This is a genomic window from Petropleomorpha daqingensis, assembly GCF_013408985.1.
Taxonomy (GTDB): domain Bacteria; phylum Actinomycetota; class Actinomycetes; order Mycobacteriales; family Geodermatophilaceae; genus Petropleomorpha; species Petropleomorpha daqingensis.
Genome location: NZ_JACBZT010000001.1, coordinates 1,743,956 through 1,763,747 on the forward strand (window position 1 = coordinate 1,743,956; position 19,792 = coordinate 1,763,747).

20 protein-coding genes and 1 tRNA gene are annotated in these 19,792 nt (G+C 73.5%); 6 read left to right on the top strand and 15 right to left on the bottom strand.

Annotation, left to right across the window (positions count from 1 at the left end):
• Positions 1-20: 20 nt before the first annotated feature.
• From pknB to GGQ55_RS08680, 7 genes are all read right to left on the bottom strand, one after another.
• Complete coding sequence (pknB, locus tag GGQ55_RS08650; protein ID WP_179716084.1) at positions 21-1,925, bottom strand: Stk1 family PASTA domain-containing Ser/Thr kinase; 1,905 nt, start codon at positions 1,923-1,925, stop codon at positions 21-23.
• 121 nt (positions 1,926-2,046) lie between these two features.
• Entirely contained in the window at positions 2,047-3,699 is a 1,653-nt protein-coding gene (locus GGQ55_RS08655; protein ID WP_179716085.1) for a protein kinase domain-containing protein, read from the bottom strand.
• Positions 3,699-5,168 (bottom strand): peptidoglycan D,D-transpeptidase FtsI family protein, encoded by a 1,470-nt coding sequence (locus tag GGQ55_RS08660; protein ID WP_179716087.1) that lies wholly within the window; start codon positions 5,166-5,168, stop codon positions 3,699-3,701. The genes GGQ55_RS08655 and GGQ55_RS08660 overlap by 1 nt, the downstream gene beginning before the upstream one ends.
• Entirely contained in the window at positions 5,165-6,571 is a 1,407-nt protein-coding gene (locus GGQ55_RS08665; protein WP_179716089.1) for an FtsW/RodA/SpoVE family cell cycle protein, read from the bottom strand. The genes GGQ55_RS08660 and GGQ55_RS08665 overlap by 4 nt, the downstream gene beginning before the upstream one ends.
• The gene (locus GGQ55_RS08670) at positions 6,571-7,989 is read right to left on the bottom strand and encodes a PP2C family protein-serine/threonine phosphatase (RefSeq protein WP_179716090.1); all 1,419 of its coding nucleotides are present in this window, start codon (positions 7,987-7,989) and stop codon (positions 6,571-6,573) included. Before GGQ55_RS08670 ends, GGQ55_RS08665 begins: the two co-directional genes overlap by 1 nt.
• Positions 7,986-8,450 (bottom strand): FHA domain-containing protein FhaB/FipA, encoded by a 465-nt coding sequence (locus GGQ55_RS08675; RefSeq protein ID WP_179716091.1) that lies wholly within the window; start codon positions 8,448-8,450, stop codon positions 7,986-7,988. The genes GGQ55_RS08670 and GGQ55_RS08675 overlap by 4 nt, the downstream gene beginning before the upstream one ends.
• 52 nt (positions 8,451-8,502) lie before the next feature.
• A complete protein-coding gene (locus GGQ55_RS08680) occupies positions 8,503-9,318 on the bottom strand; it encodes an FHA domain-containing protein (RefSeq protein WP_179716092.1) in 816 nt (271 codons plus the stop codon).
• Between the two features lie 170 nt (positions 9,319-9,488).
• Between GGQ55_RS08680 and GGQ55_RS08685 the strand changes: the two genes are divergently transcribed.
• Positions 9,489-9,571: transfer RNA gene (locus GGQ55_RS08685), tRNA-Leu, on the top strand.
• Between the two features lies 1 nt (position 9,572).
• On the opposite strand, the gene GGQ55_RS08690 is transcribed toward GGQ55_RS08685, so the two are convergent.
• The 5 genes from GGQ55_RS08690 to GGQ55_RS08710 are packed head-to-tail and all read right to left on the bottom strand — an operon-like array spanning position 9,573 to position 13,556.
• Positions 9,573-10,103 carry a copper chaperone PCu(A)C gene (locus GGQ55_RS08690; RefSeq protein ID WP_179716093.1) on the bottom strand — a complete coding sequence of 177 codons (531 nt, stop codon included), beginning with the start codon at positions 10,101-10,103 and terminating at the stop codon, positions 9,573-9,575.
• Between the two features lie 12 nt (positions 10,104-10,115).
• Positions 10,116-11,597, bottom strand: a complete 1,482-nt coding sequence (locus GGQ55_RS08695; RefSeq protein WP_218859216.1) for a basic amino acid/polyamine antiporter — start codon at positions 11,595-11,597, stop codon at positions 10,116-10,118.
• Positions 11,598-11,617: 20 nt separating this feature from the next.
• Positions 11,618-11,827, bottom strand: coding sequence for an SHOCT domain-containing protein (locus GGQ55_RS08700; RefSeq protein ID WP_179716094.1), 210 nt, complete (start codon positions 11,825-11,827; stop codon positions 11,618-11,620).
• The gene (locus tag GGQ55_RS08705) at positions 11,824-12,258 is read right to left on the bottom strand and encodes a DUF6325 family protein (RefSeq protein ID WP_179716095.1); all 435 of its coding nucleotides are present in this window, start codon (positions 12,256-12,258) and stop codon (positions 11,824-11,826) included. Before GGQ55_RS08705 ends, GGQ55_RS08700 begins: the two co-directional genes overlap by 4 nt.
• Positions 12,259-12,272: 14 nt before the next feature.
• Positions 12,273-13,556 carry an arginine deiminase gene (locus GGQ55_RS08710; RefSeq protein WP_179716096.1) on the bottom strand — a complete coding sequence of 428 codons (1,284 nt, stop codon included), beginning with the start codon at positions 13,554-13,556 and terminating at the stop codon, positions 12,273-12,275.
• A gap of 120 nt (positions 13,557-13,676) precedes the next feature.
• On the opposite strand from GGQ55_RS08710, the gene GGQ55_RS08715 reads away from it, so the two are divergent.
• The 5 genes from GGQ55_RS08715 (at position 13,677) to GGQ55_RS08735 (ending at position 17,426) form a co-directional block, all read left to right on the top strand.
• Positions 13,677-13,994: a hypothetical protein gene (locus GGQ55_RS08715; RefSeq protein WP_179716097.1), complete on the top strand. Its 318-nt coding sequence runs from the start codon at positions 13,677-13,679 to the stop codon at positions 13,992-13,994.
• A gap of 52 nt (positions 13,995-14,046) precedes the next feature.
• Positions 14,047-16,638 carry an ATP-binding protein gene (locus GGQ55_RS08720; RefSeq protein WP_179716098.1) on the top strand — a complete coding sequence of 864 codons (2,592 nt, stop codon included), beginning with the start codon at positions 14,047-14,049 and terminating at the stop codon, positions 16,636-16,638.
• A gap of 113 nt (positions 16,639-16,751) precedes the next feature.
• A complete protein-coding gene (locus GGQ55_RS08725) occupies positions 16,752-16,922 on the top strand; it encodes a hypothetical protein (protein WP_179716099.1) in 171 nt (56 codons plus the stop codon).
• Between the two features lie 35 nt (positions 16,923-16,957).
• On the top strand, positions 16,958-17,209 hold the full coding sequence (locus GGQ55_RS08730) for a DUF4242 domain-containing protein (RefSeq protein ID WP_179716100.1): 252 nt from the start codon (positions 16,958-16,960) through the stop codon (positions 17,207-17,209).
• A 1-nt stretch (position 17,210) separates the two neighbouring features.
• Positions 17,211-17,426 (top strand): hypothetical protein, encoded by a 216-nt coding sequence (locus GGQ55_RS08735; RefSeq protein WP_179716101.1) that lies wholly within the window; start codon positions 17,211-17,213, stop codon positions 17,424-17,426.
• A gap of 21 nt (positions 17,427-17,447) precedes the next feature.
• Here GGQ55_RS08735 and GGQ55_RS08740 read toward each other — a convergent pair whose 3' ends face one another.
• The 3 genes from GGQ55_RS08740 to GGQ55_RS08750 all read right to left on the bottom strand — a co-directional run bounded on the left by GGQ55_RS08740 (position 17,448) and on the right by GGQ55_RS08750 (position 19,777).
• Complete coding sequence (locus GGQ55_RS08740) at positions 17,448-17,921, bottom strand: DUF1707 SHOCT-like domain-containing protein (RefSeq protein ID WP_179716102.1); 474 nt, start codon at positions 17,919-17,921, stop codon at positions 17,448-17,450.
• 91 nt (positions 17,922-18,012) lie between these two features.
• On the bottom strand, positions 18,013-18,492 hold the full coding sequence (locus GGQ55_RS08745; protein WP_179716103.1) for a pyridoxamine 5'-phosphate oxidase family protein: 480 nt from the start codon (positions 18,490-18,492) through the stop codon (positions 18,013-18,015).
• 118 nt (positions 18,493-18,610) lie between these two features.
• Complete coding sequence (locus GGQ55_RS08750) at positions 18,611-19,777, bottom strand: acyl-CoA dehydrogenase family protein (RefSeq protein ID WP_179716104.1); 1,167 nt, start codon at positions 19,775-19,777, stop codon at positions 18,611-18,613.
• Positions 19,778-19,792: the final 15 nt, after the last annotated feature.

Consider the following 19,792-nt stretch of genomic DNA (forward strand, 5'->3'; position numbering starts at 1 on the left):
GTCGCGTCTCTGGGCGGGCCCTAGGCGGGTCCGACGACCAGGAGGGTGATCTGGTCGTCCTTGCCCGCCTGGGTGCCGGGCTGCGGGTCCGAGCCGACGACGGTGCCGGGGGCCTCGCCGTTGGGGGGCTCGGTCTGCAGCGACGTGACGTTCGTGAAGCCCGCCTGCTGCAGGATCGCCCGTGCCTGGGGCTCGGTCTTGCCGACGATGGACGGCGGGATCGTGATCTTCGTCGGCGCGGAGGCCACCGAGAGGGTGATCGCGGTGTCCGCGGTCGCCTGGGTGTTCTGCCCCGGGTCGACAGCCGTGACCGTGCCGGCCGGCTGCGAGGCGTCCTCGACCTGCTTGACCGTCACGTTGGTGAACCCGGCGTCCTTGAGCGCCTTCTGGGCCGCGTCCTGCTGCTGGCCCACCACCGCGGGGATCGGCGCGTCGCCGTCCGAGACCGACAGGGTGATGGCGGCGTCGAGGGCGGCCTGGCTGCCCTGAGCCGGGTCGATCGCGACGACCTGGCCCTCGGGCTTGAGGCTGTCCACCTGCTCGGTGTTGATGTTCCCCGTGAAACCGGCGCCGGTGAGGTTGTCCTTGGCGTCCTGGACGTCCAGGCCGATGACGGCGGGGATGGCCTGGGTGTTCGGGCCGGCGCCGACGGCCACGTCGACCTTGGCGCCCTTGTCGGCCTTGGCGCCGCCGGCCGGGTTGGTGGAGAGCACCAGGCCCTTCTGCTGGTCGGTGCTGGGCTGGGGCGTCACGGCGCCGACGGTGAGCCCGGCGGCCTCGATCTGGGTGCGGGCGTCGGCCACCGCGACGTTGACCACGTTGGGCACGGTCACCTGGGTGGCGCTCGGCGGGGTGTTGTCGTCCTTGTTGTTGAGCAGGACGAACGCGGTGATCGCGCCCCCGACGAGCAGCACGGCGAGCACGGTGACCAGGGCGATGATCCGGTTCCGGCGCTTGCGGCGCGCGGCCTCGTCGTCCTCGTCGCCCCAGTCGTCGTCGTCCCGGCCGTAGCCGTAGCCGGCGGGCGCGGCGGCGAGCAGCGTCGTCTTCTCGTTCTCGCCCATGACCGGCGTCGCCTCGACCCGCTGCCCGGCCAGGGCCCGGAGCAGGTCGTTGCGCATGTCCGCGGCCGACTGGTACCGGTTGGCCGGGTTCTTGCTCATGGCCTTGAGCAGGATCGCGTCGAGCTCCGGCGGCACCGCAGGGTTGATCGACGACGGCAGCTTCGGGTCCTCGCGGACGTGCTGGTAGGCGACGGCCACGGGGGAGTCGCCGGTGAACGGCGGGGTGCCGGTGACCAGCTCGTAGAGCAGGCAGCCCACCGAGTAGACGTCGGAGCGGGCGTCGACGCCCTCGCCGCGGGCCTGCTCGGGGGAGAGGTACTGCGCCGTGCCGATCACGGCCGCGGTGGAGGTCATCGTCGCGGCGGAGTCGGAGACGGCGCGGGCGATGCCGAAGTCCATCACCTTGACGGTGCCCTGGGGCGTGATCATCACGTTCCCGGGCTTCACGTCGCGGTGCACGATGCCGTTGCGGTGGCTGAAGTCCAGGGCGCCGCAGATGTCGGCGGCCAGCTCCATCGCCCGGTCGGGGTCGAGGACCCCCTCGCGGCGCAGGACGTCGCGCAGCGTCTCGCCCTCGACGTACTCCATGACGATGTAGGGCGTCGCGCCCAGCGCGGTGCGGTCCTCACCGGTGTCGTAGACCGCGACGATCGACGGGTGGTTGAGCGAGGCGGCGGCCTGCGCCTCGCGGCGGAAGCGCACCTGGAAGGAGGGATCGCGGGCGAGGTCCTGACGGAGCACCTTCACGGCGACCTCGCGGCCCAGGCGGAGATCGCGGCCGCGGTGCACCTCCGCCATGCCACCGCGGCCGAGCACCCCGCCGATCTCGTAGCGCTCGCCGAGCACCTGCGGGCTGGTCATCAAGGGTCCTCTCGGGTGGTGCCGTGCACGCCCCGCGGGGCGCCCGGCCGAGGCCGGAGGGGGCCGTCGGGCAGCCTAACGGCACGAGCCGCCGGATCCGGGGAATCCGGCAGGGCGTCGGTCACCCCGTCCCACCCGCCGCACCCGCCGCGTCACCACCCGGATCGACCGGCGGGCTGTCCGGTGGCACCGACGAACCCGGCGCCGTGTCCGTCGAGGGCGAGGTGGACGTCGAGGTCGACGTGGTGGTCGTGGACGTCGACGTCGAGGTGGTCGAGGACGACGAGCTCGAGGTGGACGACGGCGGCTCGGTGGTCCGGTGCGGCTGCGTCGTCTGCGCGGAGCCGTCGTCCGGCGTGAAGCCCTCGGAGGCGACGAACAGCGTGACGGACGAGCCGACCGGGACGGTGGTGTTCGCCGGGTCGGAGCCGGCGACGGAGTTCGGGTCGAGCCCCCGGCCGAGCGCCTCGAGCTGCGCGTCGGTCGCCTCGGCCCGGGTGACCTTCAGCCCGGCGCCCTCCAGCTGCGCCCGCACCGTGTCGAAGTCCTCGCCGATGAAGCCGTTGGTGTCGATGGCGACCGTGCCGGCCGGCGTCGTCCCCGTTGCCGACGAGCTGGTCGTGCTGCCGCCGTTGCCGCCGGAGTCGTTGCCGTTGCTGCTGAGCAGCAGCCACCCGCCGCCGCCGAGCAGGAGCACCACCGCGACGATGGCGGCCACCCAGATCCAGCGCCGGCTGGGCTTCTGCGGCTCGTCGTCCCAGGCGTAGGGCTCGTCGTCCTCCGGCCGCTGGAGCGGTGGCATCGGGCGGGGCGCGGTGCTGGGGCCCCCGGCGACCGCGGCGGCCGCGCCGGTCGCGCTCACCCGGGTGGCGCCCTCGGGGACGGCGATCACCTCGGTGGTCGCGCCGGTCGCCGGCACGGCGCCGCCGGGGGAGACCCCGGACGCGGCCACGGCCCGGATCGCCGCGGCGAACTCCGCGCCGTCGGCGAAGCGCTGCGCCGGGTCCTTGGCCAGGGCCCGCTCGATCAGCTCCCGCACCGCCCGCGGGACCTCGGCGGGCAGCGGCGGCGGCGGGCGGTTGATGTGCGCCAGCGCGATCGCGACCTGCGAGGTGCCGTCGAACGGCCGGCCGCCGGTCAGGCACTCGTAGGCGACGACGCCCAGGGAGTACACGTCGGAGGCGGCGGTGACCTCGAAGCCCTGCGCCTGCTCCGGGGAGAGGTACTGCGCGGTGCCGACGACCATGCCGGTGCGCGTCAGCGGCGCGGCGTCTCGGGCCTGGGCGATGCCGAAGTCGGTCAGCTTGACCACGCCGTCGGGGCGGACCATCAGGTTGCCCGGCTTGATGTCGCGGTGGACGACCCCGGCCCGGTGCGCGGCGGACAGGCCCTCGGCGGACTGGCCGAGCACGTGCAGGGTCCAGTCGACGGGGAGCCGGCCCTCCTCGTGCAGGATCGTCACCAGCGGCTGCCCGTCGACGAACTCCATGACGAGGAAGGCCAGGTTCGTGCCGGTGCGCTCGTCGACGGTCTCGCCGTAGTCGTAGACCGAGGCGATGTTCGGGTGGGTCAGCGCCGCGGTGTGCCGGGCCTCGTTGCGGAACCGGGCCAGGAAGTTCGGGTCGCCGGTGAACTCGCTGCGCAGCACCTTGGCCGCGACCGTGCGGTCGAGGACCCGGTCGCGCGCCTGCCAGACCTCGCCCATGCCGCCGACGGCGATGGGGGCGGTGATCTCGTAGCGCCCGGCGAGCAGGGTGCCCAGCGACAGCGCCATCAGCCCCCCTGTTCCCCGAGGTAGGCAGACATCACCTGCTGGGCGATCGGCGCGGAGATGTCGCCTCCGGTGCCGGTGCCCTCGGTGCCGCTCTGCCCACCGTTCTTGATGAAGACGGCGATGGCGATCTGGCGATCGCCCTCCCCGGCATACCCAACGAACCAGGTGTGCGGATTCTGCCCGTCGCCGACCTCTGCGGTACCCGTCTTGCCCCCGACAGTGACACCGGGGATGCGGGCTTTCCGGCCGGTGCCGTGCTCGACGACGCTCACCATCATCTGCTGGAGCTCACCGGCGACCTGCTGGGAGACCGGCTTGTTCTTGACCTCGGGGTCGGTCTGGTCGATGACCGTGAGGTCCGGGGCGCGGACCTGGTCGACCAGGTAGGGCTGCATGAGCGTGCCGTTGTTGGCCACCGCCGCGGCGATCATCGCGCCCTGCATCGCGGTGATCTGCACGTCCTGCTGGCCGATGGAGCTGATCCCGAGCTGGGCGTCGTTCTCGATCTCGCCGATGGTGCTGCCGACGACGGGCAGCGGCATGTCGAAGCCCTCGTCGTCGATGCCGAACGCCTCGGCCATGCTGCGCACCTTGTCCTCGCCGAGGTCGATGCCGAGCTGGGCGAACGCGGTGTTGCAGGAGATGGTGAAGGCGTCGATCAGCGACTGGTCGGCGCCGCCGTTGCAGGACTCGCCGTTGTAGTTCTCCAGCGTGGTGCGGGTACCGGGCAGCGTCAGCAGGTCCGGCGCCGGGATCGTCGTCTCGGGGGTGTAGCCGTTGCTCAGCGCGGCCGCCGAGATGATCGTCTTGAACACCGAGCCGGGGGAGTAGCGCTGGTTGATCGCCTGGTTCGAGCGCGGGTCGGGGTTGGCCTGGCCGAGCTGGTTGCCGTAGGCGCGGATCGCCGCGGGGTCGTGGCTGGACAGCTGGTTCGGGTCGTACGTGGGGGTGCTGGCCAGGCCGAGGATGGCCCCCGTCTTCGGGTCGAGGGCCACGACCGCGCCGGTCACCCCGTCGAGGGCGTCCATCGCCGTCTGCTGCACGGTCGGGTCGAGGGTGAGGACCAGGTCGCCGCCGGAGGGGTCGCGGCCGGTGAACAGGTCGGCCAGCCGCCGCGCGAACAGCCGCGGGTCGTTGCCGGCGAGGACGTCGTTCTCGTACCGCTCGAGCGCCCAGGTGTTGTAGACCAGCGAGTAGTAGCCGGTGACCGGCGCGTAGACGGGCCCGTTCGAGTACTGGCGCAGGTAGGCCAGCCGGTCGTCGGTGCGCGTGGACTTGGCGATCTCCGTGCCGCCCTGGACGACGATCGACCCGCGCTCCCGGCTGTACTCCTCGATGAGCACGCGGGTGTTGCTCGGGTCGGTACGCAGCTTGTCGGCGCGCACCACCTGGATGATGTTGACGTTGATGATCAGCAGGGTGAACAGGACCAGCACGCTGATGGAGACCCGGCGCAGCGGTGCGTTCACGTGCTGACCACCTCGGTGGGCGCCTCACCCAGCCGCGGCGGCTGCGGGGCCGGCGGTGCCGCCGGCCGCCGGGCGGCGTCGCTGATCCGCACGAGCAGGGCCACCAGGGCGAAGTTGGCCACCAGCGAGGAACCGCCGTAGGCCAGGAACGGCGTGGTCAGGCCGGTCAGCGGCAGCAGCCCGGTGACGCCACCGAGGACGACGAACACCTGCCAGGCGATCGCGAAGGACAGGCCCGCCGCCAGCAGCTTGCCGAAGGCGTCCCGGACGATCAGCGAGGTGCGCAGCCCGCGCTCGACGAGGATCAGGTAGACGATGATCACGGCGACCAGGCCGAACAGGCCCAGCTCCTCGCCGATCGCAGAGGCGATGAAGTCGCTCTTGGCCACCGGCACCTGGTCGGGGCGGCCCCCGCCGAGCCCGGCGCCGAACAGCCCGCCGGTGCCCAGGCCGAACAGCGACTGGACCAGCTGGTAGCCGTCGGTGCTCTTGTACTTGAACGGGTCGAGCCAGACGTCGACGCGCTGCTGCACGTGGCCGAACACCTGGTAGGCCAGGAACGCGCCGGCGGCGAACAGCAGCAGGCCGATGACCAGCCAGCTCGCCCGCTCGGTGGCGATGTAGAGCATCACCACGAAGATGCCGAACAGCAGCAGCGAGCTGCCCAGGTCGCGCTCGAAGACGAGCACGAGGATCGACAGCCCCCAGATGACCAGCACCGGACCGAGGTCGCGGCCGCGGGGGAGCTCCAGGCCCACCACCCGGCGGCTGGCCAGCGCCAGCACGTCGCGCTTGTCGACCAGGTAGGCGGCGAAGAAGATGACCAGGCAGATCTTGGCGAACTCACCGGGCTGGATGGAGAAGCCGCCGACCAGGATCCACAGCTTGGCGCCGTTGATCTGGGAGAACCGCGCCGGGAGGATCGCCGGGATGGCCAGCAGCACCAGCCCGGCCAGCACGAGGATGTAGGCGTAGCGGGCCAGCACGCGGTGGTCGCGGATCACCACGAGGACGGCGACGAACAGGGCCACGCCGATCGTCGCCCAGATCAGCTGGGTGGGCGCGCTCTCCGACCCCCTGCCGTTCTGGGCGTCGGCCAGGTCCAGCCGGTGGATCACCGACAGCCCCAGCCCGACGAGCAGGGCCACGGCGGGCAGCAGCAGCGGGTCGGCGTAGGGCGCCCACTTGCGGATCGCGAGGTGGGCCGCCGTCCACAGCGCGGTGATCCAGATGCCGAACTCGGCCAGCTCGGGGCGCAGCGACCCGGTGACGGTCAGGTCGACGATGCACTGCGCGGCCAGCGTGATGACCAGCGCGAAGGCAAGCAGGGCCAGTTCCGTACCGCGGCGCTTGGGCGCCGGGCCGGTCGCCGTCCCTCGCGGGTCGGTTCCCGGGCCAGCCATCAGTTCTCCTCCCGGCAGTTCACTCCCGGTTCGGCGGACGAGGTCCGGGTGGTCGAGGAGGCGGTCGCCGTGCTGCCCGTCGGCACCGGGAAGCCCGACGCCGACGTGTCGGAGGGCAGCGTGTCCGAGGGCAGCGTGCCGGAGGGCAGGCCGACCGTCGGGCTCGCCGTCGTCGGCGACGCCGGCTCCTCCTTGCCGGTCGTCCGGCAGAGGGGCAGCCGGTGCGCGCGCAGGGTGGCGAGGATGCGCGCGGCGTCGTCCGCGTCGTTGGCCTCGATGCCGTCGCGGACCCGGCTGCGGTAGTCGGGGGTCAGGTCGCTCACGGCCAGGTCGGTGCTCGAGTCGACCCGGTACAGGTCGACGCCGAACGGCGAGGTGTGCAGCCCGCGGAAGACGGCGACGTTCTCGTCCTGGCCGGAGCCCTCGACACCGACGAACCAGTGCTGCAGCGCCCACGCGTAGGTGCCGACCCCGGCGCCGATCAGGACGACGACGAGGCCGAGCGCGATCAACGCCCAGCGCATCCGGCGCCGGCGGCGCGGCGGCGGGCTGACCGAGCTGGGCATCGCCGGCGGCGGGGGTGGCGGCGGATCGGCCAGCGCCGCGCGGCCCGCGGCGGACCGGTTGTCGACCTGCCGCTGGCCCACGTTGTCGCCGGCGGCGCCGTCGACGACGGGTTCCATGAGCGCCGGGTGGCCGCCCTCCACCTCGATGACGTCGGCGACGATCACCGTGATGTTGTCCGGGCCGCCGCTGCGCAGGGCGAGCTCGATGAGCCGGTCGGCGGTCGACTGCGGATCGGGGTCCTTGAGGGCGTCGGCGAGGGTCTCCTCGCTCACCACGCCGGACAGGCCGTCGGAGCAGAGCAGGTAGCGGTCGCCGGCGCGCGCCTCGCGCATGGAGAGGTCCGGCTCGACGTCCTGGCCGTTGAGGGCGCGCAGCAGCAGCGAGCGCTGCGGGTGGCTGTTCGCCTCCTCCTGGGTGATCCGGCCGTCGTCGATGAGCGTCTGCACGAACGTGTCGTCGTGCGTGATCTGCGACATCTCGCCGTCGCGCAGCAGGTAGGCGCGGGAGTCGCCGACGTGGCACAGCGCCAGCCGGCCGCCGGCGAAGAGGATCGCGGTGAGCGTCGTCCCCATGCCCTCGAGCTGGGGCGCCTCGCGGATCACCTCGCGCAGGTGCTCGCTGCCCTCGAACACCGCGGCGCGCATCGACTGGAGCATGTCGCCGGACGGGGCGTCGTCGTCCAGGTGCTCCAGCGCGGCGATGACCACCTTGCTGGCGACGTCGCCGGCCGCGTGCCCGCCCATGCCGTCGGCGACCGCGAGCAACCGGGGCCCGGCGTAGACCGAGTCCTGGTTGTTGCCGCGGATCAGCCCGCGGTCGGAGCGCGCGGCGTAGCGCAGGACCAGGGTCATGTCCGCAGTTCCAGCGCCGTCTGGCCGATCCGGATCGGCTGGCCCGGCTGGACCAGCAGCGGGCCCTGCACGCGCTGCTGGTCCAGGTAGGTGCCGTTGGTGGAGCCGAGGTCCTCGACGTACCACTGGCCGCCGCGGTTGGTGAGCCGGGCGTGCCGCGAGCTGGCGAAGTCGTCGGTGAGCACGAGGGTCGAGTCGTCGGCGCGGCCGATGAGGATCGGCTGCTCGCCGAGCGTGATCTTGGTGCCGGACAGCGGCCCGGCGGTGACCACGAGCGTGCGCGGGCCGCGCTGACCCTTCTTCTTGGGCTGCTGGGCCGCCCGCGGGGGCACCGAGGAGACCCGGCCGGCCCGGCCGCCGAACAGGTCGGCCCGGACCACGCGGAAGGCCGCGAAGATGAACAGCCAGAGCAGCAGCAGGAAGCCGAACCGGAAGATCTGCAGCACGATCTCGGCGGTCATGCGGCGATCCCCTCGGGGTCCGCTCCGGCCGCTGCCGAGCGCCGGAGCGCCTTCACGCGCCGTCCTGCCGGTAGACCAGCACCGAGTGACCGATGCGGATCACGTCGCCGTCCGCGAGGGGCTGGCGGGTGATCCTCCGCCCGTTGACGAGCGTGCCGTTGGTCGAGCCGAGGTCCTCGCAGATCGCCGTGCCGCTGTCGAGGACGACGTCGACGTGCTTGCGGCTGACGCCGGTGTCGGGCAGCCGGATGTCGGCCTCGGTGCCGCGGCCGATGACGTTGCGGCCGGAGGAGAGGACGTGCCTGGTGCCCGGGCCGTCGACGACGAGCACGTGCTGGATCCGCGTGCCGGCCCGGCCGGAGACCGACGGCGACTGCCGGCCGGTGTCGGTGGCCACCCGGCCGCGGATCGGCGGCAGCGGCGGGAGAGCCGGGTGCGCGACGCTGGGGAAGCCGTTCACCGGGGGCACCGGCGCCTCGCGCGAGGGCGGCCGGGACGGGTCGGCGACGTGCGAGCTCACCTCGAACACGCCGGTCGGGAGGTCGTCGTCCTGCTCCAGGGTCACCTGGACGTCGCCGAAGGTCTGGTAGCCCTCGCCGGAGATGTGCTCGCTGACCATGTCGGCGAGCTCGGCCGCGAGCTGGTCGGACCACTCGGCGAGGTTGTCGTAGTCGACCTGGCCGAGGCGGACGACGTAGACGTTGGGCGCGAGCACCCGGCCCTCGCCCAGGACGTTGCGCTGCTCGTCGGCCTCGCGCTGCAGGGCCTTGGCGATCTCGGCCGGGTGGACCTTGCCCTTGAAGATGCGAGCGAAGGCCAGACCGACCATGCCCTCGAGTCGTCGCTCGAAGCGCTGCAGCACACCCACAGTCGCTCCCTTGCGCTCGCCGCCGACGGTCTGAGTCGTGATCCCCTCTTGGATCGTAGCCGTGCGTACCACCACGGACCGGCCAGGAAGGCGCGACGCCCCGGTGGGCGTCGTCCAACCAGGCCCTTCGCGGGTCCGCGATCCGGGGCTGCTAGTGTTTTCCCTCGCCAGGGCAAGTGGCGGAATGGCAGACGCGCACGGTTCAGGTCCGTGTGTCCGAAAGGACGTGGGGGTTCAACTCCCCCCTTGCCCACTCAGGACGAGTGCTCGACCAGTCGGTCGGGCCGCACGCCCTCGTAGGTGCGGATCGGCACCGAGAGGGTCACCGCGCCGGCGTCGCGGAACTCGAACGTCACCGGGACGCTGAAGCCGCTGCGCAAGGTCTCGCGCAGCTGGGTCAGCTCCAGGTGCGCCCCGGTGACCTCCCGCAGCACGGCCACCCCACCGGCGGGCACGGCCACGTCGAGCCGCTCCTCCGCCGCGCCGTCGCCGTCCCGGAACACGACCTTCTCGGCCACGGCGGTCTCGGCGCCGGTGAGCACGTCGTCGTCCTGACCGTCGTTCGCCACCGTCAGCAGGAGCGCGGCGGTGTCCCCGGCGAGGTGCGTGCTGCCGCGCGGACCGGGCGAGGCGATGGAGACGCTGAGCAGCCGCAGGTCGCCCACCCGCCCGTCCACGCTGTCCAGCCCGATCCGGGCGCGCTCGAGGTCGGTCGTGCCCGACTGGACGCCGCAGCCGGCGGTCAGGACGACGGTGAGCAGGACAGCTGCTCCGATGCGGTGCATGCCGACCCCCGGTCAGATCGCGATGAAACCGGTCGCGAGGCCGACCACGCCGGTGATCCCGCCGCCGACGATCACGGCGCAGAGCACGACCTCGGTCGGCGTGAACAGCCGTCGGCCGCGCTCGCTGCGCGCCTTGACGTACAGCAGCGTGGCGGGGGCCAGGAGCACCGTCGCCAGCAGCAGGAACTCCAGGCCGGCGGCGTCGAAGAGGAACAGCGTGTAGGCGGTGGCGATCCCCGCGAAGACCGCCTCCTTGCGCCGGGTCCTGCGGTCCACGTCCTCGTAGGCCTCGCCGGTCAGGCAGAGCTTCAGCGCGTACGCGGCGGCGAGGAAGTACGGGATCAGCGCGAGGCTGGTCGACAGGTCGAGCATGAAGTTCAGCGCGTCGGTCAGCACGAGGGTCGCGCCCAGCAGCGCCTGGATCGCCAGCGAGGTCACGACGAGCGCGGTGATCGGCGTCTTCTGGTCGTTCTCCCTGCCGAGGAAGGCGGGGAAGTCCTCGTTGCGGGCCGGGATGTACATCACCTCGGCAGCCATCAGCGTCCAGGCCAGGTAGGCGCCGAGGACCGAGACGATGACGGCGATGCTGATGAACCAGCGGCCCCAGTCGCCGACGACGGACTCGAAGACGCCGATCATGGACGGCTGGCGGGTGGTGGCGAGCTCCGGCTGCGGCAGCACCGAGTAGCTCGACAGCGTCACCAGGGCGAAGACCGCCAGCACGCTGAGGAACCCGAGCACGGTCGCCCGGCCGACGTCCTCGCGGCGCTTGGCGTAGCGGGAGTAGACGCTCGCCCCCTCGATGCCGATGAAGACGAACGTCGTGATGAGCATGGTGTTGCGCACCTGCTCGTTCAGGTTGCCGAGGTCGCCGTAGCCGGTGGCGATCCAGTTGTCGGAGAAGACGCCGGCGTCGAAGGCGAAGAACAGCACGACGATGAAGACCAGGATCGGCAGGATCTTGAAGACCGTGACGATCCGGTTGATGACGGCGGCGTCCCGGACCCCGCGCGCGATCAGGTAGTGGAAGAACCAGACGCCGGCGGTGCCGAGCGCGACGGCGAGGACCGTGTCGCCGTCGCCGAACGCGGGGAAGAACGCGCCGATGGTCGCGCTGATGAACACCCAGTAGAAGGTGTTGCCGGCGACCGCGCTGGCCCAGAAGCCGATCGCGGAGTTGAAGCCGACGTAGTCGCCGAAGCCGGCCTTGGCGTAGATGAAGACCCCGGAGTCCAGGTCCGGCTTGCGGATGGCCAGGGTCTGGAACACGAAGGCGAGCATCAGCATCCCGGTGCCCGCGACCGCCCACGCGATCAGCGACCCGAGGATGCCGGTGGCCACGCCGAAGCGGGCGGGCAGCGAGAAGACCCCCGCGCCGACCATGCTGCCGACCACCAGCCCGGTCAGCGTGGGCAGGCTCATCGTCCCCGGCGTCGTGACCGGGGCCTCGGCCGCCAGCTCGCTGACCCGCGGGGGCGGGACCGTGTCGACCATCGTGACCTCCTCCCGTCCGGTCAGGGGGCCAGCAGCCGGGCCTGGTAGGTGGCGAACTCCTCGTCGGTGAGCAGGCCGACCTGGCGGAGCTCTGCCAGCTTGGTCAGCTGGACCTCCACGCTCGCCGCCGCGGTCACCGCGGGCGGTCCCTGCGGAGGCGCCGCAGGCACCGGCGCCGCGGTGCCCAGCAGGCTCGGTCCGCTGCGCCCCCGGCCCTGCGCGGACCTCATGCCGACGCCCCTGCCAGCGGGGCCCGGTGCAGCGCGGGGTCCACCCGTTCGGTCGGCACCCGGTCGTAGGCCGACAGGACGCCGCCGGCCCGGCGCACCGAGTCGGCGAACGCCGCGGCCCACCGGTTCTCCCAGACCAGCACGAGCGTGGTCGTGCCGGGCGCCAGGCTGGCCGCGATGGCGATCAGGTCGTCGTCGCTGAGCAGCTCGAGGACGTCGCCGTCGAGGTCGTCGAAGGCCTGCACGCCCTCGGTCTCCAGCTCCGACTCCGTCATCACGCCGTCGGCGTCCTTGTGCAGCACGGCCGCGTCCAGCAGGCGGACGGTGCCGGGATCGACCAGTTCCTTGAGCGGCGGTACCACCCGGGCGTCGAGGGAGCTGCCGGGGAAGGTGAGCGCCACCCACTCCACCGGGCCGACGGGCTGTTCCACGAGGCCTTCTCCTCTCAGAAGTCGACGGGGTCGCGGATGATCGGGCAGGTCATGCAGTGGCCGCCACCCCGGCCCCGCCCGAGCTCGGCGCCCACGATGGGCAGCACCTCGACCCCGGCCCGGCGCAGCACGTCGTTGGTCTGGGTGTTGCGGTCGTAGGCGAAGACGACGCCCGGCGCGACGGCGACGACGTTGTTGCCGGAGTCCCACTGCTGCCGCTCGTTGGCGTAGGCGTCGCCGCCGGTGCCGAGCACGCGCAACTGCGGAAGGCCCAGGGCCTCGGCGACGACGTCCGGGAACCGCCGGTCCTTCTCGTCGGTGACCTCCACCGGCTCCTTGTCGCCCGGCCGCAGGCTGAAGGTGTGCAGCCCGTCGACGATCTCGAAGTAGGCGGTGGCGAGGTCGCGGTCGGCGAAGGTGAACACGGTGTCCAGGTGCATCGCCGCGCGCAGCTTCGGCATGCCGGCGACGATCACCCTGCTCGCCCCGCCCGCGGCGAACAGGGCCGCGGCGACCTGGGTGATGGCCTGCCGCGACGTCCGCTCGCTCATGCCGATGAGCACCACGCCGTTGCCGATCGGCATGACGTCGCCGCCCTCGAGCGTGGCCAGGCCCCAGTCCTGCTCCGGGTCGCCCCACCACACGGTGGAGCCGACGAAGTCCGGGTGGAAGGAGTAGAGCGCCTTCATCAGCAGCGTCTCGTCGTGGCGGGCCGGCCAGAACAGCGGGTTGAGCGTGAGGCCGCCGTAGAGCCAGCAGGTGGTGTCCCGCGTGTAGAGCGTGTTGGGCAGCGGTGGCATCAGGTACTCGCGCACGCCCGTGGACTCGCGGGCCAGCGCGAGGTAGTCCGGCCGGAAGTCGTCGGGCAGGTCCGTGGTGGCCAGGCCGCCGACGAGGAACTCGGCGAGCCGCCGGTCCTCCAGGCCCTGCAGGAACTCGCGGGTCGCGTCGACCAGGCCGATCCCCACCTCGTTGGCGGTGATCTTGCGGTCCAGCAGCCAGTCCCTCGCCTCGGGGATCGCCATGGTCTCGGCGAGCAGGTCGTGCAGCTCGACCACCTCGATCTCGCGCTCGCGCATCACCTGGACGAACTCGGCGTGGTCGCGGCGGGCGTTGTCCACCCACAGCACGTCGTCGAAGAGCAGGTCGTCGCAGTTGCGCGGGGTCAGCCGCTCGTGGGCCAGTCCCGGCGCGCAGACCAGCACCTTGCGCAGGACGCCGACCTCCGAGTGCACGCCGTATGCCGCGGACGTGCGGGGCGGGATCGCCGTGGGCGGGGCGACGGTCGTGGTCGTCATCGGCGCACCTCCCGAGAAAGGGAGGGACCACGACAGCAGCACGGGAACCGGGCAGTCCTCATCCGCCGAGGGTGATCGGCGGGGGTTCGAACCGGCCGGGGGACCGCCGATGAGAGAGGCATGCGCTCTCGGGTCGTCACCGCTCTCGTCGTCACCGCCGCCGGGCTGACCGTCTCGGCCGCACTCCGCCGCATCCGCGGCCGCCGGGCCGGTGCGCCCGCGGTCTCGGCACCGGCCGTCCAGGCCCCGGTCGTGCCGGTCGTCGAGCGCGACGCCGTCATCCTGCCGTTCCCCCGCCCGGCCGTCGCGCCGCAGCCCGCGCAGCCGGCCGCGCCGGCCCGCTGCGGCGACAGCGGTGGCCGCACCAAGGCCGGCGCGCCGTGCGCCGCCCGGGCGACCGCCGGTGGCCGCTGCCACCACCACCGGCTGGCCGCCTGATCCCACGGCCTCCGGGGTTCCCCGGGGGTCGTCCGCGGTCGAGAATGCGGCGGTGCCGCTGCTCGAACGCGCTGCCTTCCTCGCGTCGCTCGCGCAGCACGCCGCGGAGGCGCGCGCGGGCGACGGCCGGCTGGTGCTGGTCTCCGGCGAGGCCGGGGTCGGCAAGACCGCGCTGGTCGAGCAGCTCGAGGCCGAGCTGCCCGACGCGGAGTGGGCCTGGAGCGCCTGCGACGGCCTGTTCACACCGCGCCCGCTCGGGCCGCTGTTCGATCTCGCCGAGCGCCTGGGCGGGGAGCTGCGCGCGGCCGCGGCCGGCGGTGCGGACCGCGACGCGCTCTTCGCGACCCTGCTGCGGCAGCTGAGCGCCGCCGCCGGTCACCTGCGGGTGGTCGTCGTCGAGGACGTGCACTGGGCCGACGAGGCCACGCTCGATCTGCTGCGATACGTCGGGCGCCGGTTGCGCGGCCTGCCCGTGCTGCTGGTCGCCACGTTCCGGGACGACGGGCTGGCTCCCGACCACCCGCTCCGGGTCGTGCTGGGGTTCCTCGCCACCCAGCGGACGACGCGCCGCCTGGCCCTGCCGCCGCTGTCCGAGGCCGCCGTCGACTCCCTCGCCGCCGCCTCGCCGGTCGCACCCGACGAGCTGTTCCGGCTCACCGGGGGCAACCCCTTCTTCGTCACCGAGGTGCTCGCGGCCGGCGGCGGGGCGCTGCCGGTGTCGGCGCGGGAGGCCGTGCTCGCCCGGGTCGCCCGCCTGGACGCCGGCGCCCGGCGGCTGGTCGAGTACGCGGCCCTGGCCGGTGCGCGGATCGACCCGCCGCTGCTGGAGCGCCTGGTGCCCGACGCGGCGGCCGGGCTGGAGGCCGGCCTGGCCGGCGGCGTCCTCACCGCGGACGAGGCCGGGCTGCGGTTCCGGCACGAGATCTCCCGCCTCGCGGTGGCCGACGCCGTCCCGGCGCACCGGCGCGGCCGGATGCACGCCGACCTGCTCGAGGCGCTGCACGAGATCGGCTCGGAGGACGACGCCCGGCTCGCCCACCACGCCGAGGGTGCGGGCAACGCCATCGCCGTCGTCGTCCACGCCCCGCGGGCCGCGCGGAAGGCCGCCGCGCTGGCCTCCCACCGCGAGGCGGTCGCGCAGTACGAGCGGGCGCTGCGCTTCGCCACCCACCTGGACCCGGCCGCGCAGGCGGCGCTGTGGGACGGGCTGGGCTACGAGACCTCGCTGGTCGACCGCTGGGCCGACTCGGCCGCCGCCCGGCAGGCGGCCCTGCCGCTCTGGCGGTGGGTGGGCGACCGGACGCGCGAGGGCGACAGCCTGCGGGCGCTGTCCCGCGCGCTCTACCGGCTCTGCCGCGGCGCGGAGGCGGAGGAGGCCGCGCAGGAGGCGCTGGTCGTGCTGTCGGCGCAGTCGCCGGCGGGGCCGGAGCTGGCCTGGGCGCACGCCAACCTGGCCGTCCAGCAGATGCTGCACCGGCGGCTGGACTCCTCGATCGTGCTCGCCCGGCAGGGGCAGCAGCTGGCCGAGCGGCTGGGCGACGCGACGATCCTCAGCGACGCGCTCAACTCCGAGGCCTGCGCGACGGCGTTCTCCCGGCGGGAGTGGCGCCCGACCATGCTCCGCGCGCTGGAGGTCGCCGTCGAGGCGGACCGCGAGGAGCAGGCCGGCCGGGCGTACGCCAACCTGCACGGGTTGTCCTGCGCCGAGCGGCGCTACGGGGACGCCGACCGCTGGTTCACCGAGGGCGTGGCCTACTGCGACGACCACGACGTCGCCACGTTCGGCACGTGCCTGCGCGGCGAGCGGACCAACTGGCTGGACCAGCGGGGACGCTGGGACGAGGCGGTCGCGCTGTCGACGGCGCTGCTGGCCGACCCGGTGATCTCACCGGTCAACCGGATCAACCCGCTGATCAGCCTGGGCCGGATCCGCGCGCGGCGCGGCGAGGCCGAGGCGGCGGCCGACCTCGACGAGGCCGCGCGGCTGGCCGACGGCACGGGGGAGCCGGACTGGATCGCCCAGGCCCGGCTCGCCCGCGCGGAGGCGGCCTGGCTGACCGACCAGCCGCAGGCGGCGGCGGACGAGCTGGCCCGCGTGGCGGAGGTGGCCGACCGCTGCGACCCCTGGGTCCGCGGGGCGGTCGCGGTCTGGCGTTCCCGCCTTGGCCGGGCGGGGGAGCCGGCCGCCGGGCTGCCCGAGCCGCGCGCCCTCGAGCTGGCCGGCGATCCGCAGGGCGCCGCCGCGGCCTGGCGCGCGGTGGGCTGCCCGTACGAGGCGGGCCTGGCGCTTGCCGGGTCCGACGACGAGGCGGCGCTGCGCGAGGCGCTCGCCGTCTTCGACGAGCTGGGGGCGCTGGTGCCGGCCCGGCGGACGCGGCGGCTGATGCGCCGGCGCGGGCTCACCGGCGTCCCGGTCGGCCCGCGGGCGGCGACCCGCCAGCACCGGCTGGGGCTGACCCGCCGCGAGCAGGAGGTCCTGGCCCTCGTCGCGGCCGGGCTGCCCAACGGCGACATCTCCCGGCGGCTGTTCATCTCCCAGCGGACGGTCGACCACCACGTCTCCGCGCTGCTGACCAAGATGGGCGTCGCCTCGCGCACCGCCGCGGCCCGGGAGGCCGAGCGGCTGGGGCTGCTCGACGCCTGAAACCTGGGCACCGGCGCGCGCGAATCTGGGCACCGCTCGCCGATCCGGGCTCCTGCCCATCGTTCCTAGCGTCGGTCGCGTCCCTTTCCGACGCGAGAGATCGAGGGTCCGACATGAGCCTCCGGTGGTTCATCGCAGCAGGCGCCGCGCTGCTCGTCCTGGCCGGCGTCCTGGTGGCTCTGGTCGTCTCCGGTCCGTCGTCGGCGTCCGAGCCGGCCCCGGCCCCGCACACGACGACGATCGAGAACCACTGCACCGGGATCAGCCGCGACAAGCCCTGCTGATGCGTCGACCTTCCCCAACCCGAGGAGCAGTCCCCATGCCGTTGTTCATGGACGTCCACCGCATCGACGGCGGAGCCACCCTGGACGCCGTCGCCCAGGCCCACCAGGCCGACCTGGAGGTGCAGGGCGGGCACGACGTGTCCTACCTGCGCTACTGGGTCGACGAGCCGGCGGGCACGATCTTCTGCCTGGTCGAGGCCCCGTCCGCCGAGGCGGCGGCCACCGTGCACCGCGAGGCGCACGGCCTCGTCGCCGACGAGATCCACGAGGTCCGGGAAGGGGCGTGAGATGTCGTCGTCCGTGCGCCTGCCCCGTCCGTTCCGCTCGCCCCCGCAGCGGGCGCTCGTCGCGGCCGCGTTCGTGCTGCTCACCGCGGCCGTCGTCGTCCTGACCCTGCTGCTGGTGCGGACGCCGTCGGCGGCCGCGCCCCCGCCCGTGCCCACCCACTCGCTGCAGATGGTGTCCGACGAGTGCTACGAGGCGGGTCCGGCCACTCCCTGCTGAGGGCCCACCGGGTCCGCGCCGTCAGACGCGGTTGTGCGGGCGGTGGTGGCGGCGGGACCGTCCGCCACCGCCGCCCAGCGTCTGGGCCAGCAGCACCGCGCCCCACGGGCCGATCACCCAGATCGGCCAGAAGTAGAGGAACGCCCCGGCCGACAGGCAGGTGATCAGCCAGATCGCGGTGACGATGATCGCCGTGCTCAGCCAGCTGCCCCACACCGCCCGGCGCCAGGGGGCGGCCGTCCACGAGCCGCCCCAGGGCGCAGGACCGCACGGACCCGCGGCAGCGGGCCGCGGAGCCGGCCGGTAGGTCGGGCGCTCCGACGGGAGGTCGCGGGTGAGCTCGGACAGCTCGCCGTAGGTCTTCGCCGAGTAGGCCCGCGCCACGCGCTCCTCGTACTCGGCCACGCTCAGCCGGCCCGCGGTCATGTGCTCGCCGAGTCGACTGGCCACGGCCTCGCGGTCGGTGTCGGCAGCGCGCATCTGGGGGTCGGGCATGGTCACCGCTCTCCTGGTCCGGGGAGCTCCAGTCTTCGTCGCCGCAGGCCCGAGCGGCACTGACGAACGTCATCACTTCCGCCGTGAGATCTCACTCGCGACGCGTCTCGCGGAGCCCCGCGCCCGGCCGCCACGACGTGATGACCAGCGCGTCCTTGGCCTCGCTGAGCGCGGTGAGCACCACCTGCTCGAGCTCGATGCGGAACAGCTCGAACGACGGCTCGCCCTCCGGGACCTCCGTCCCGCCGTCGAACCGGGCGAGCTCGGACCGGTCGGTGACCTCCACCGCCCGGCCGGCGAGCTTCGCGTCGGCGGCGAACGTGTCGGGGTCGTCGCTGCCGCTGTGCAGGGCCATGCGCGGGTCGCGGCGCAGGTCGGCGAACTTCACCGACCCGGTCATCCCGGCCAGCCACAGCTCGCCGTCGGCGAAGCGGGTCTCGATGCCGCTGACCCGGGGTGCGCCGTCCGTGCGCAGGGTCGCGAGGATCTTGTGCACGTGCGCGTCGAACGCCGCCTTCACGCGCGCGGCGAAGTCGGGTTCTTCCTTCTCGAGCTGGGAGAACGACGCCATGCGCGCGATCGTGCACCCGAACGCCGACGGTTCGGGCCCTCCGGCGAGTGAGCAGTTGCGGTCGTCCCGGACGGCGGGTCGGCGCGTGTCGCCGTCCGCAACTGCTCACTCGACCGCGTCAGGCCCTCGCCGGCACGGCCTTCCTGGTGCCGGCTTCCTTGGCGAGGTGGCGGCCGATGACCATCCGCTGGATCTGGTTGGTGCCCTCGAAGATCTGGAAGACCTTCGCCTCGCGCATGTAGCGCTCGGTGGGGTGGTCGCGGGTGTAGCCGGCGCCGCCGAGCACCTGGACGGCGTCGGTGGTCACCTTCATCGCCGCGTCGGTGGCGACCAGCTTGGCGATCGAGGCCTGCCGCGAGTACGGCTGGCCGGCGTCGCGGCGCCGGGCCGCGGCCAGGTAGGTGGCCCGCGCCGACTCGACGGCCGCCGCCATGTCGGCCAGCAGGAACTGCAGGCCCTGGTGCTCGGCGATGGGTCGCCCGAAGGCCTCCCGGTCGACGGCGTACTCGACGGCGACGTCGAGGGCCGCCTGGGCCAGGCCGACGGCGACCGCGCTCACCCCGAGCCGGCCGGAGTCCAGCGCCGAGAGGGCGATGTTCAGCCCGCGGCCCGGCTCACCGACCAGCCGGTCGCCCCGGATCGGGACGTCGTCCAGCCGGATCGCCGCGGTGTGCGAGGCGGTCAGCCCCATCTTCTCCTCGGGCTTGGCCGGCTCGAAGCCGGTCATGTCCGGGGTGAGGTGGAAGCAGGAGATGCCCTCGGGGGTGCGCAGGAACGTCGAGTAGAAGTCGGCCTGCCCGCCGTGCGTCACCCAGGCCTTCTCGCCCCGGGCGATCCAGCCGCCGTCGGTGGGGGTCGCCGAGGCGCGCATCGCGGCAGGGTCGGAGCCGGCGTGCGCCTCCGACAGGCAGTAGGCCCCCAGCAGCTCGCCGCCGACCATCGCCGGCAGCAGGTCGCGGCGCTGCTCGTCGGTGCCGAAGTACGCGATCGGCGAGCAGGCGAGCGTGTGCACGCTGATGCCGAGCGCGATGCTGGCCCAGCGCATGGCCAGCTCCTCGAGCACCTGCAGGTAGACGGCGTAGGGCTGGCCGCCCCCGCCGGCCTCCTCCGCGAAGGGCAGGCCGAGCAGGCCGGCCTCGCCGAGGGTGCGGAACACCTCGCGCGGGAAGCGTTCCTCCCGCTCGTACTGCGCCGCCCGGGGCGCGAGCTCGGCGTCGGCCAGCTCGCGGGTGAGCGCGATCAGGTCGCGCGCCTCGTCCGTCGGTAGTTCTCGCTCGACCTGCACGATGCCCCTCGCTCC